This window comes from Arthrobacter sp., assembly GCF_031988865.1.
In the GTDB taxonomy this organism is placed as follows: Bacteria; Actinomycetota; Actinomycetes; order Actinomycetales; family Micrococcaceae; genus Arthrobacter_B.
Window position 1 is genome coordinate 1 of record NZ_DALZXY010000096.1, and the last position, 12,408, is coordinate 12,408.

Below are 12,408 nucleotides of genomic sequence, written 5' to 3' on the forward strand. Positions count from 1 at the left end.
CGCCGGTAATGCCGCGGTTGACGTACAGGTTTCCGGCCTGGACGGCGCCGGTCCAGTACCGGATTTCCTCCGGGTCCAGGGAATGCAGCCCTGCGGTGAGCCCGTAGTCGACCTGGTTTTGCAGCTGAACCGCGTCCGCCAGGGTCCGGGCCCGCATAACCCCCAGCACCGGGCCAAAGTACTCGGTGAGGTGGAATTCAGATCCGGGCCGGACTCCGTCCCGGATACCGGGAGTCCACAGCCTGCCTTCGACGTCGAGCTTCTGCGGCTGCAGGACCCAGGACTCGCCCTCCCCCAGCTCAGTCAGCCCGCGCAGCAGCTTGCCGGTGGCCGGTTCGACGACGGGACCCATCTGGGTCTCTGGTTCCTCCGGCCGCCCAACCTGCAGGGATTGCACCGCGTCCAGCAGCTGGGAGTGGAACCGGCGGGATTCGGCCACCGAGCCCACCAGGATGAGAAGGGAAGCCGCGGAACACTTCTGCCCCGCATGTCCGAACGCCGACGCCGCCACGTCCCGCGCGGCGAGGTCAAAGTCCGCGCTGGGTGCCACAACGATCGCGTTCTTGCCCGAGGTCTCTGCCAGCAGCGGCAGATCCGGGCGAAAAGAGCGGAACAGCTCAGCCGTCTCGTAGCCGCCGGTCAGGATCACCCGGTCCACCGCGGGATGGGAAATCAGCTGCCGCCCTAGTTCCGCTTCGCCCAGCAGCACGAAGCTCAGCACGTCCCGCGGCACACCGGCTTCCCAGAGTGCCTCGGCAAGCACTGCCCCGCATCTGCTGGCCGGCCCGGCGGGTTTCAGCACGACGGCGGACCCGGCTGCCAACGCGGCCAGGGTGGACCCGGCCGGGATCGCGACCGGAAAATTCCACGGCGGAGTAACCACGGTGAGCCGGGCCGGGTGGAACAGCGCGCCGTCAACGTCGTCCAGGTCCTCCGCCCGGTCCGCGTAGTACCTGGCGAAGTCCACGGCCTCGGACACTTCCGGGTCCCCCTGCTCCAGGGTCTTGCCTGCTTCGGCGGCCATCACTTCCAGCAGCTGCGCCCGGCGGGCTTCCAATCCGTCGGCGGCACGGCGCAGCACAGCGGCGCGCCCGGCGCCGGTGAGCGCCGCCCAGCCGGCTTGGGCTTCGACGGCAGCGGCCAGGACGTCCTCAAGCTCTTCCGCGGTTTCGATCCGCGCCTGCACTGTCAGGGGCAGGCCCAGGTCAGAGCCGGGCACGCGGGCCAGGATGTCCCGGCCCCAGGCCCGGTTGGCCGGAAGGGACGGATCGGTGTCCTGGGTGTTGCTGAAGCCCTGGGCGCCGGCGGATTTTGGCCCGGCAGGGGCCGGCGGCTGGCTGCGGTCCTGCTGCCGGCGCGGTTCGGGAACGCCGGGGTCCAGATCTTCCAGCGAGGCGAGGAACCGCTGCCGTTCCCGGTCAAAGAGCGTTTCGTCCGACGCCAGATCGAAAACGGCAGACATAAAATTGTCGCTGCTGGCGCCTTCCTCCAGCCGCCGCACCAGGTAGGCGATGGCGACGTCGAACTCTTCGGGATGCACCACCGGGGTGTAGAGCAGCAGCTGCCCAACATCCTTTCTAACCACCTGCGCCTGGGCGGCGGCCATGCCCAGCAGCATTTCGACGTCGATCCCGTCCCGGACTCCGCGGCGTCCCGCCAGCAGCCAGGCGTAGGCGATATCGAAGAGGTTGTGGCCGGCGACGCCGAGCCGCACGTTCCGGATCCGGTCCGGGTGCAGGGCATAGTCCAGGACCCGCTTGTAGTTGGTGTCCGTCTCCTGCTTGGTGTCCCAGGTGGCCAGCGGCCAGCCGTGGAGGGAGGCCTCAACAGCTTCCATGGGCAGGTTCGCGCCTTTAACCAGCCGCACCTTGATTCCGGCGCCGCCGCTGGCGCGCCGCTCGGCTGCGAAGGACTGGAGCCGCACCATCGCACCGAGGGCGTCCGGCAGATAGGCCTGCAGTACCAGGCCGGCCTCGAGGTGGTGGAACTCGGGCTGAGACAGCAGCTCCGTAAACACTGCCATGGTCAGGTCGAGGTCCTTGTACTCCTCCATATCCAAGTTGATGAACTTGGGCGGGGAGCCTTCGGCGGCGAGCCGGTACAGGGGCGTGAGGGTTTCGACGACGGCGGCTACGGCCTCGTCGAAGGCCCAGGGCGCGTGCGGTGCGACCGTGGAGGAGACTTTGATGGAGACGTAGTCGACGTCGTTCCGTGCCAGCAGGCGGCGGGTGCCCTCGAGCCGGCGGGCTGCTTCGCGGCGGCCAAGTACGGCTTCGCCCAGCAGGTTCATGTTCAGGCGGACGCCGTCCCGGCGGATCCGCCGGATGGCCCGGCCCAACCTGGCGTCCGTGGCATCAATAATCAGGTGCCCGACCATCCGCCGCAGGACAAGGCGGGCGGCGGGGACCACCACACGGGGCAGGACCGGCCCCACGATGCCACCGACCCGGACAGCTGCGCGCATGTACCAGGGCAGGAACCCGGGAACCTTTGGCGCCAGCGCCGCCAGGTTCCGGGCGGCGACGGAGAGGTCTTCGGGCCGGACAACCCCGTCCACAAAACCGACCGTGAACTCCAGGCCGCCGGGGTCCTTCAGGATTCCGGCCAGCTGGGCGGCGGAGGCATCCACCGCAATGTTGGATGCCTCCGCCAGCCAGCGCCGGACCAGCTGGACGGTCTCCTCAGCCAGTTCCGGGGAGGTGGAATCCGGGCCGTCCGGGACGGCGCCGGCTGCTGAGGCTGTTGTGAAACTCATGTCCCCAGTATCGAAGCCGAAGCGGCGTTCGGGAAGGGGTCCACGCCCGGACCTGCGGTTATACCGGGCCGGGGCGCCTAGGGCCTAGGCCTGCGGGCCCACCGGCGGGTAGGGTGCGTACTGCTGCTGGGCACCGAGATCGAACCGGGCACCTTCGGGCTTGCTGGGCAGCAGGGTGAGGACAATGAGGGCGAGCCCGCCGAAGAACGGGACGAAAACGATGAGGTACAACCAGCCGCTGAATCCGCCGTCGTGCAGGCGGCGGGCAGTCAGGGCGATGCCCGGCACCAGATTAGCCAGGCCGTAGATCATCATCAGGGCCATCGGAAGCATAAAGCTGTAATTTGTTGGCTCGCCGGTGTAGGGATCAAGGCTGGAAAACATGGCAACCATCAGTCCTGCGTACAGGACGGTGACCACGATTGCCTGGAAGAGCATGAACCACCAGAACTCGCTGCGGCTCGCCCGGCCGGAGAACGTGGCGTACTTCTTGTAGAACCGTTTGATGGACTCAACGAAGTTGGCGCCGTACAGCGGCTGCGACAGGTCTCCGGGCGCGGGCTGCGCCGGGGCATAAGGATTCTGGGCATACTGCTGGGACATGGTTTCCCCCTATGAATTTCGATGAACAAGAAGTGCACTTAGTGATGAGTGCCGAACGGAGTTTAGCCCAGTTAGTGCGCAGTGGCGAGTTCTTCGGTGGGCCGGAATTGGGGTTGGAAATCCGTTGGACGGTGCGCTGCCGCGCTTTCCCTCCGGCCGCGGGTGCCTGTGGCTACCCCGTCAGGTGTCAGCGTGGACTGTCCGGCTCCACACCAAGGTCGCCGCCGGGGGCCTCATCCGATCCGCCCGACATGTTCCGCTTTGCGGCCACGTCTTCATCCGAACTGGCCATCTCCGCTGTGCCGTCGTCATAGGTAAAGCCGTAGTACCGGTAGAGGCTGACTTCCTCCTCGGCACTGATGGAGCCGTCACTTTCGATCTGGGGCGCATTCTTGACCTCTTCTTTGGAATAGGGCACCAGCACATCGACGCCCTCCACCGTGGCCTCGCTGAGGGGAACAAAGGTCTCATTGGTCCCGAACAGCCCGGTGTTCACCGTGACCCAAGCCGGCTCATTGGTCTGGTCATCCAAGTAGAACGTTCCCACTGATCCGATTTTGTCGCCGTCGGGTCCCAGGACGTTTCCCGAGGCGGACATGAGTCCTTCGACTTGCTGATTGCTGATCATTGTGTGGTTCTCCTTCGGCAGTGAATTACCAAGCCCACTTATCATTCCACTGCCTTTCGCACGGGCCCGTCAATAGGAGGCTGCGGGCGGGGAGGCGCACTGCCCGGAGGAACGCATCAGGGACGGCTGCCGCCCGGCAACCGTCCCTGATGCGTTCCATCACTAAGCCAACCTGCGTGCCCGCAGCTCCTGGCTACATAGTGTCTGCCAGCGAATCGCGCACCTGGCGCCGCAGCACCTTGCCGAGCATGGACTTGGGCAGCTCGTTGATCGCCACGATGCGGCGTGGAACCTTGTACGGGGTCAGGCGTTCGCGGCAATACGCCCGCAGCGCCTGCTCGTCCAGTTCGGCGTCGGGCTGCAGCACAACGGCGGCAACCACCTCTTCCCCGGCGGCACCGCGGGAGAGGCCAACCACGGCGACGTCGGCGACGTCCTGGTTGCTGCGGAGGACTTCCTCGACTTCGCTGGGCGAGACGTTGAAACCGCCGGTGATAATCAGTTCCTTGCGCCGGTCCACCACCTTCACGAAGCCGTCTTCGTCCACGGTGACAATGTCTCCGGTGCGCAGCCAGCCGTCCTTGGTCAGGACTTCCGCGGTTTCTTCCGGGTTGTTCCAGTACCCGGAGAACACCTGCGGTCCGCTGATCAGCAGCTCACCCGGTTCGCCCTGCGGCACGTCGCGGGAAAGATCGTCCGGATCCGCCACCCGCATAAGGGTGCTGGGGAACGGGATGCCGATGGTGCCGTTGCGGCGCGTTTCGGCGAAGGGATTGCCCAGGGCCACGGGGGAGGATTCGGTCAGGCCGTATCCTTCCACCAGGAGCCCGCCGGAGACTTCCTCCCACAGTTCCACGGTCTGGGAATTCAGCGTCATGGCCCCGGAAATCGCGTACCGGATGGTGGAGATGTCGATTCCGCGCTTCTTGGATTCGATCGCCACCTTCTCGTAGATCGGCGGGACGGCGCAGAAGACCGTGGGTTTGGACTTCTTCGCAGCGTCCAGCACCAGGTCGACGTCGAACTTCGGGAACAGCACCAGCCGGGAACCGGTCAGCATGGCGAAGGTCAGGTAGAGGGTCAGGCCGAAGGCGTGGAACATGGGCAGCACGCCGTAGATGACTTCCTTGCCGTTCTGGGCACCATGCATCCAGGCCTGCCCCTGCAGGGCATTGGAGCGCAGGTTGTAGTGCGTGAGCATCACGCCCTTGGGCATGCCGGTGGTTCCGGAGGTGTACTGCAGGACGGCGAGGTCCGTGACCGCGGCGCGCGGATGCTGCGGGTCGATCGGCGGGTTGGCGAGCAGCTTCTCCCAGGAAATGGTGTTTTCCGTCTTGGCGGTCAGGCCGGCGCGGGTGCGGCGGAGGGAAGGAATCGGCAGGCGCAGGCCAATCTGCTTCAAGCGCGGCATGGCCTTGGTGATGTCCACCGAGATGATGTGGGGAACGGCGACGTCGTCCGGGAAGTCCTGAAGTTTCTCCACGGTCTTGTCCCAGGCGATCGCGACCTGCGCACCGTGGTTCTCGAACTGGTGCCGCAGTTCCCGCTCGGTGTAGAGCGGGTTGTGCCCGACGACGACCGCACCCAGGCGCAGCACCGCGTAGAACGCGATGAGGTACTGCGGGCAGTTGGGCAGGATGATCGCCACGCGGTGTCCCTGGCGGACACCGAGCCTGCGCAGACCCTCCGCGGCCCGGTTGATCTGCTCCCCCAGCTGGGCGTAAGTGGTTTCAGCGCCGAAGAATTCCAGCGCGACGCTGGGTCCAAAACGGCCCACGGCGTCTTCCACCATGGCTGTCAAAGACTCGGTCGGCAGCTCGATTTCTGCCGGAACTCCGGGCTGGTAGTGCTTTACCCACAGCGGTTCCTGGGCGGCAGTCATGAAAATACGGCTCCTTAGATCGGTATCTTTGACTATATTCGGCCCTCGCAGCTAGGAGAGCACCTTCCCGGTTTCCAGGCCGCCTGGAAAAGCCGGCTCCTGAACCTGTCCGCGGATGAAGAAGAGGAAGACAATCCCGAGGATGATGACCGGGATATTACCCAGGGCGGCAAAACCGGCCAGCGCGGAATCGGCCGGATAGGAACTTTGCAGGAAGATGCTGGGGTCCGTGGTGGCGTGCAACAGGATGGGCCAGATCAGATTCCCGGTGACCCGCAGCGTGAGGTACATGCAGATGCCAAACGCGAACGTGTACAGAAGCTGGAAGGACGTCGCGAACAGCGACTGACCCGTCAGCAGGTTTCCGGCGTGCATCGCAGCGAACAACGCGGCAGAGCCAACCGCGACGATGATCTCCCGGTGGCCCGCCTTGCGCAGCAGGTTCACCACCAGGCCCCGGGTCAGCACCTCTTCGGCAAACCCGATAAACAGGCCGGTCACCAGCCAGGCCGCCACGACGTCGAATCCGGCTGTGCCGTAGTCGACAGTTGCCAGGCGCAGGATATTGAAGGCCAAAACGACGGCAACCGCGGTCCACATCCAGCCCCGGCCACGGATCGGCTGCCGCCGGAACAGTTCCCGCAGCCACCCGGTGGAGAGCGCAAACGCCACGAGGAGAAGGCCGCCGAGGAGGATGGGCAGCGCAAACAGGACCAGCACGGACAGTGCGCTGTCCGGCCCGCCGACCTGGCCGGCCAGGGGCAGGAACAGCAGCGATGAAGCCTGGTACAGCACAAAGTACGCCGCGGTCAGAAGAACAGCGCGCCACCACCCGCCGTGGTCCCAAAACCGCTTCCAATGCGACAGCGCCGTACGACCAACCATGCCCGGATTCTCCTTACTCGTTTCAACTGTGGGAAGGGTACGAATCCTACTGGATGAAGATGCCGTTGCCCGGGCCAAGTGGGAGGTCGAAGACGTAAAACACGGTCAGCACGGCGACCCACGCCAGCCAGAAAACCACGGTGAACGGCAGCATGCGGGAGATGACCGTGCCCAGGCCGGCGGACGGCTCATAACGGCGCAGCATTGTCAGCAGCACGATCATGTACGGGTTCAGGGGCGTGAGCACCTGGGTCGCGGAATCCCCGACGCGGAATGCGGCCTGGATGAACGCCGGTTCGTAGCCCAGCAGCGCGAACATGGGCACAAAGACCGCGGCCATCAGGGTCCACATGGCCGAACCGGAAATAATGAACAGGTTCAGCACCGAGGCCAGGGCAATAAAGGCGAGGATGGCCGGGAAACCCGTCAGGCCAACGGAGCCGAGGCCGGAAGCTCCGGCTACCGCAATCCAGTTGCCGATTCCCGACCAGTTGAACAGTGCAATGAACTGACCCAGCACAAACGCCAGGACCAGGAAGCCGCTCATCTCCTTGATCGACAAACCCATCACGCGCGGAATGTCGCTGGCCTTCGGCATGGTGCCGGTGATCCGCCCGTAAACCAGCCCGGGAATAACAAAAAGCACAAAAACAATGAACACGATCGAGGACAGCAGCGGCGAGGCCGGCAGGAAACCGCCGTCCTCATTGCGCCACGGCGACGCCGGCACCAGGGACGCCGCAGCGATCACCAGCGCAACGGCCGTTCCGGTCACCAGTGCCCAGCGCAGCCCGCGGCTTTCAACGGGGCTCAGGTGCGGATCCAGGACCTCCTGCGCCCCGGCGCTGGTTCCGGCGTCGCCGTCGTCAGCTTCAACTGTTTCCGTCCGCGCCACCCGCTGCTTCACCAGCCGCGGCTCCAGGACTTTGTCGATGAGGAAACCCGCCACGAGGATCAGCACCACGGAGGACACCACGTTAAAGAAGTAGTTGGACAGCGGGTTCACCGCGGCGCCCGGGTCCGGCAGGGACCCGGTGACCGCCGTCGTGATCCCGGCAAAAAGCGCATCCAGCGAGGTAACCAGCATGGACGTGGAGTACCCGGCTCCGGCGGCGGCGAACCCACCCAGCAGCCCGGCCACCGGGTGCCGGCCGGCGGCCTTGAACACCAGCGCGGCCAGCGGCGGTATCACCACAAACGCCGCGTCAGCCATGATGGACCCGGCCACTCCCACCAGCCCAACGGCGTAGGGCAGCGCCCAGCGCGGGGCGGCGCCGAAGGCCCGGCGGATCATTGCCGCCAGCAGCCCGGACTTCTCCGCCACACCCACCGCCAGGAGGATGGGCAGAACCGTTGCCAGCGGCGGGAAGCCCAGGTAGTTCTCCCCCAGCGTAGTGGTCAGCCAGGTCATCCCCTCGGCGGTGAAGAGCCCCCGGATGGCGGTGGACTCTTCACTGCCCGGCACGGTGACCGTGACGTTGGCCCAGGCCATCAGGGTTGACGCGACGGCAACCACGGCGAAGAGCAGCAGGAACAGGACAAAGGGATCCGGCAGGCGGTTGCCAACCCGTTCGACGCTCGCGAGCACCCGGTCCGTGACCGAGGCGCGGGTGGAGGTGGTGGTGGGGGCAGCGTTCATCAGTGCTTCCTTCGAAGTCGGGGGAAGGTTAGTCGAAGTATCCGGGGACGTCCACCGGTCCGCCGGCGGCAGCAAATTCCGCCGCGGCGGCCTGCTGGAGCTCCGGGTCGCAGAGGTAGTCCAGAGCAGTCAGCGCCAGTCCGGCTGCGGCGTCCACCGCGGCTGTGCCTGCCGCCGGAGAACCTGCGGCAGCAGCGAACTCGCGGGTGTGCAGGGCAACGTCCGGGCCGGAGATGCCGATGAGCGGGTGGATACCGGGCACCCGGTAACTGACGTTGCCGAAGTCGGTGGAGGCGGCCAGGGTTTCGGAGACCACGCCGCCAGGCAGCGGTTCGCGTCCACGCCCCCGTTCAGCCGCGAGCCAGCGGCCGGTAAGGGCCCGGTTGGTGCGGACAGGGAGCGACGGCGGGTGCTCGTCCCAGCCCAGCTCCACGCCGGTGCCGGTCATCAGGGCCGCCCCGCGGGCCACCTCCTCCAACCGGTGGCTCAGTTCGCGGAGCGTTTCGGGGTACTTTGACCGGGCGTAGAACTTCATCTCGGCGCGTTCGGGGATGATGCTTGGGCGGGCGCCGCCGTCGGTGATCACCGCATGCACCCGATCGGAGGGAGGCAGCTGCTGACGCAGCAGTCCGACGCCCTGGTAGGCGAGCGTCGCGGCGTCGAGCGCGTTGCGGCCCATAAACGGCTGTGCCGAGGCGTGCGCGGCGACGCCGGTGAAGGTCACCGTGAGCAGCCGCCGGCCCAGCCAGACCTGGTCCACGACGTCCTGCCCGTAGGGGTGCACCATGATGGCGGCGTCCACTCCGTCCAGCGCTCCGTTGCGGGCCATCACCTCTTTGCCGGAGTAGCCTTCCTCCGCGGGGGTTCCCAGCAGGACAACCTTTCCGGGGAAAGCGCCCGGATCCTTCTGCAGCGTTTGGGCCAGCGCGAGGAACGCTCCGACCCCGGTGGCCGCGATCACGTTGTGTCCGCAGGCATGGCCGATGCCGGGCAGTGCGTCGTACTCGGCCATGATCGCAATGACGGGTGAGCCGCTGCCGGCTTCGGCCCGGACCGCCGTCTCGATGCCGTGCACACCCACCTGGGCGGCGACACCGTACCGGCCCAGAAGGTCAGCGATACGACCGGCGCTACGGTGTTCCTGGTAGGCGGTCTCGGGGTCCTGGTGCAGTTGCGAGGCGAGCTTCCGCAGCTCTGGCGCGAGGACGTCCACCCGGGCTTCCACCGCCGCTGCGAGCGCTTCGGGCGCCCCGGCAAACGGCGAGGAATCGTGCCGGGCGGTTTCCCGGCGGTCTCGGGTCTCGGCCTCAAGATGGTCCAGGTACGTACTGCTGGGCAGGGTCGGCTGAGTCATGCAGGCCACCCTACGGCCGATGCCGGAGGCGTCGTTAGGAACCCTAATGGATGGTTCCCGGGGGGTTCCGGATCCGCTCTGCCTGCTCTATCCTGTCCTGCCCTGACCTGCGGCTGCGTTGCTTCTCAGCCGATCCCGGGCAGCCGGCGGGCTGCCGCTGGGCAGCCTATCCGGCCGAGGTCAGCGTCCGCGGCCGGCGATCTTCGCGACCAGCCGCTGCGGCCCCAGGCGGCCGATTCCGGCCAGGACCTTGTACCGCTTGGACGGAATGGAGATGCCCTTGCCCGCAGCAGCATCGCCCAGCCCCTCGCGCACCACGCGCTCCGCGTCGAGCCACATCCAGCCCGGATACACGGTTTTATCCATGTCCATCCGCTGATGGAACTCCGTGTGCACGAACCCCGGGCAGATGGCCGTCACGGTGACGCCCCGGGAGGCGTAGTGCAGATTCGCCCACCGGCTGAAGCTGATCACCCAGGCCTTCGCCGCACTGTAGGTGCCGCGCGGAATGAAACCGGCCACGGAGGCAACGTTGATGATCCGCCCGCCGCCGCGGCCCAGCATGGAGTTCACCGCCGCATGGCTGAGCAGCAGCGGTGCGGTCACCAGCACGTTCAGGTGGTCAAACTCGGTTTCGGGACTGTTGGCATGGAAGTCGTTCTTCAGCCCGTAGCCGGCATTGTTAACCAGGATGCCGACGTCGGGCTGCGCCACTCGGGCCGCCACGGCGTCCACCCCCTCAGTGGTGGAAAGGTCCGCCGGCAGCACTGAGGCCTTAACGCTGTAGCGGGCCGCAAGTTCTTCGGCCTTGGCCTTTAGCCGTTCCTGGTCCCGGGCAACCAGGACAACATTGTGCCCGCGTTCTGCCAGTTGCCGGGCGAACTCTGCGCCGAGGCCCGCGGTTGCTCCCGTGATCACTGCCGTGTCAGTCATGGGGCCAGCCTGCTACGGCACGTTCGGGTTTGCAACGCACCACCCCGAAGCTGGCGGCCGTTGCCCGACGGCACGCCCGCGTCCTACCGTGGGAAGAGCCCGGACGCCCAGCGTTCCGGGAACGGAATCACCGCAGGAGCGCTTATGAGCCAGACCTCCGGCCACCCGTATCCCTATGCCGACCGCATCGAAGCGGGCCGGGTGCTGGCCGACGCGCTGGCGGACTACCGCGGACGCAGCGGTCTGCTGGTGCTGGGGCTGCCCCGCGGCGGGGTTCCGGTGGCCTCAGTGGTGGCCGGTGCCTTGGACGCCGCACTGGATGTGGTCGTGGTCCGGAAAATAGGCCATCCCCGCCAACCCGAACTGGCCGCCGGCGCGGTGGCGGAAGCGGCCGGCGAGCGCCCCGCGGCCTGGAATGACGACGTCGTCCGAACCTGGCTGGCAGCCGCCCCCGTTACGGGGCAGGCCGAGTTGGAGGCCGTCCTCGCGGCGGAGCGGGTGGAGCTGCTGCGGCGGGCCGAGCGTTACCGGCCGGATCGTCCGGCGCAGAGAATTGAGGGAAATACGGTAATCGTCGTGGATGACGGCGTTGCCACCGGGGCCACCATGCGGGCAGCCCTGGCTGCCGTGCGGAGCCTGGGTCCGAACTGGCTGGTCGCCGCTGCCCCAATGAGCTGCGGTCCCGCCGCAGGCATTGCCGCATTGGCGGACGACGTCGTCGTTCCCTGGTCGGACAGCGCACTGTCCTCCGTGGGTCAGGCCTACCAGGTCTTCGGGCAGACAAGCGATGCTGAAGTTCGGGCCCTGCTGCAGGTGGAATAACCAATCGGGCAACTCCCGGCGGGCAGCTGGCGAAAGCACTGGCCTGCCGCTGCGGCCGGGAGGATAATCCTAAGGGCACGGGCGAATTCCGACGGCTCGGGAGGCTCTAAATGTCCACAACCCACGGCACGTTCAACGGCTGGGGAGGGCTCAGCCTAGACACCAGCGAACTTTCTTCACGGACAATTTCGGCAGTCCGGACCGGCTTCGGCATTTCCGGGGCAGTCGCGCTGATCCTGGGCATTCTGGTCCTGTTCTGGCCCGATGCCACGCTGTCCGTCATCGCATTCTTCTTTGGCCTGTACTTCCTGATCTCCGGCGCGGTCCGCGTGGTCAGCGGCATCACGGCTCCGATGAGCACGGGCCTGCGGGTGCTGAACATCATGGTCGGCCTGCTGCTCTTCGTTCTTGGCATCGCCGCGATCCGCAATCCGCTCTCCTCGCTCGCGGTCCTGGGCATGGTGGTGGGGATTGCCTGGATCATCGAGGGGATCATGGTGCTCACCGAGACCGAGTCCGGCGGCTCGCGCTGGTACGCGATCACGTTCGGTGTGCTCAGCATCATCGCGGGGATCGTCGTGCTGTTCCTTCCGGTCGAGTCACTGGCTGCGCTCGTCATCTTTGGCGGCATCTTCCTAGTGGTGCTGGGGATCGTGCAGATCGTCCGCGCCATTACGTTCGGCCGCGGGACCGTTCGCACGGCGTAGCTGCACGGCTAGCTCTGGTTACGTGGCGTAGCTGCACGGCGTAGCTCTGGTTACGTTCTGGGGCCGCCGGGGCTGCGTTACCCGCCAGATCTGCGCACTGGGCGGCTAGGGCAGCTCGCTCGCTCACTGGATGCGCAGTTGTGGTGGCTGCGGCGGCCAGTTACCCGCCAGATCTGCGCACTGGGCGGCTAAGCCAGCTC

The 12,408-nt window shown here is 66.6% G+C and carries 10 protein-coding genes; 2 read left to right on the top strand and 8 right to left on the bottom strand.

The window, feature by feature from the left end; genetic code table 11:
• The 8 genes from RTN46_RS14440 to RTN46_RS14475 all read right to left on the bottom strand — a co-directional run.
• Positions 1-2,755: bifunctional proline dehydrogenase/L-glutamate gamma-semialdehyde dehydrogenase (locus tag RTN46_RS14440; protein ID WP_312182394.1), on the bottom strand; the 2,755-nt coding region annotated here is incomplete at its 3' end.
• A gap of 84 nt (positions 2,756-2,839) precedes the next feature.
• Entirely contained in the window at positions 2,840-3,358 is a 519-nt protein-coding gene (locus RTN46_RS14445) for a DUF805 domain-containing protein (RefSeq protein ID WP_312182395.1), read from the bottom strand.
• A gap of 187 nt (positions 3,359-3,545) precedes the next feature.
• Positions 3,546-3,986, bottom strand: a complete 441-nt coding sequence (locus RTN46_RS14450; protein ID WP_312182396.1) for a PRC-barrel domain-containing protein — start codon at positions 3,984-3,986, stop codon at positions 3,546-3,548.
• 193 nt (positions 3,987-4,179) lie between these two features.
• A complete protein-coding gene (locus RTN46_RS14455) occupies positions 4,180-5,868 on the bottom strand; it encodes a long-chain-fatty-acid--CoA ligase (protein WP_312182398.1) in 1,689 nt (562 codons plus the stop codon).
• 51 nt (positions 5,869-5,919) lie between these two features.
• Positions 5,920-6,753 carry a CPBP family intramembrane glutamic endopeptidase gene (locus RTN46_RS14460; RefSeq protein ID WP_312182399.1) on the bottom strand — a complete coding sequence of 278 codons (834 nt, stop codon included), beginning with the start codon at positions 6,751-6,753 and terminating at the stop codon, positions 5,920-5,922.
• A gap of 46 nt (positions 6,754-6,799) precedes the next feature.
• On the bottom strand, positions 6,800-8,392 hold the full coding sequence (locus RTN46_RS14465) for an AbgT family transporter (protein WP_312182401.1): 1,593 nt from the start codon (positions 8,390-8,392) through the stop codon (positions 6,800-6,802).
• A 28-nt stretch (positions 8,393-8,420) separates the two neighbouring features.
• Positions 8,421-9,746, bottom strand: coding sequence for a M20 family metallopeptidase (locus tag RTN46_RS14470; protein WP_312182403.1), 1,326 nt, complete (start codon positions 9,744-9,746; stop codon positions 8,421-8,423).
• Between the two features lie 180 nt (positions 9,747-9,926).
• The gene (locus RTN46_RS14475; protein WP_312182405.1) at positions 9,927-10,679 is read right to left on the bottom strand and encodes an SDR family NAD(P)-dependent oxidoreductase; all 753 of its coding nucleotides are present in this window, start codon (positions 10,677-10,679) and stop codon (positions 9,927-9,929) included.
• A 144-nt stretch (positions 10,680-10,823) separates the two neighbouring features.
• Here RTN46_RS14475 and RTN46_RS14480 point away from each other — a divergent pair, with 144 nt between their 5' ends.
• Both RTN46_RS14480 and RTN46_RS14485 read left to right on the top strand, forming a co-directional pair.
• Positions 10,824-11,501 carry a phosphoribosyltransferase family protein gene (locus RTN46_RS14480; RefSeq protein WP_312182407.1) on the top strand — a complete coding sequence of 226 codons (678 nt, stop codon included), beginning with the start codon at positions 10,824-10,826 and terminating at the stop codon, positions 11,499-11,501.
• 110 nt (positions 11,502-11,611) lie between these two features.
• Positions 11,612-12,208 carry a DUF308 domain-containing protein gene (locus RTN46_RS14485; RefSeq protein WP_312182409.1) on the top strand — a complete coding sequence of 199 codons (597 nt, stop codon included), beginning with the start codon at positions 11,612-11,614 and terminating at the stop codon, positions 12,206-12,208.
• Positions 12,209-12,408: the final 200 nt, after the last annotated feature.

Bases quoted from the DNA above. Each gene is read 5' to 3' on its own strand.
- RTN46_RS14445 (WP_312182395.1), bottom strand. From the start codon at position 3,358: ATGTCCCAGCAGTATGCCCAGAATCCTTATGCCCCGGCGCAGCCCGCG.
- RTN46_RS14455 (WP_312182398.1), bottom strand. From the start codon at position 5,868: ATGACTGCCGCCCAGGAACCGCTGTGGGTAAAGCACTACCAGCCCGGA.
- RTN46_RS14460 (WP_312182399.1), bottom strand. From the start codon at position 6,753: ATGGTTGGTCGTACGGCGCTGTCGCATTGGAAGCGGTTTTGGGACCAC.
- RTN46_RS14465 (WP_312182401.1), bottom strand. From the start codon at position 8,392: ATGAACGCTGCCCCCACCACCACCTCCACCCGCGCCTCGGTCACGGAC.
- RTN46_RS14450 (WP_312182396.1), bottom strand. From the start codon at position 3,986: ATGATCAGCAATCAGCAAGTCGAAGGACTCATGTCCGCCTCGGGAAAC.
- RTN46_RS14480 (WP_312182407.1), top strand. From the start codon at position 10,824: ATGAGCCAGACCTCCGGCCACCCGTATCCCTATGCCGACCGCATCGAA.
- RTN46_RS14470 (WP_312182403.1), bottom strand. From the start codon at position 9,746: ATGACTCAGCCGACCCTGCCCAGCAGTACGTACCTGGACCATCTTGAG.
- RTN46_RS14485 (WP_312182409.1), top strand. From the start codon at position 11,612: ATGTCCACAACCCACGGCACGTTCAACGGCTGGGGAGGGCTCAGCCTA.
- RTN46_RS14475 (WP_312182405.1), bottom strand. From the start codon at position 10,679: ATGACTGACACGGCAGTGATCACGGGAGCAACCGCGGGCCTCGGCGCA.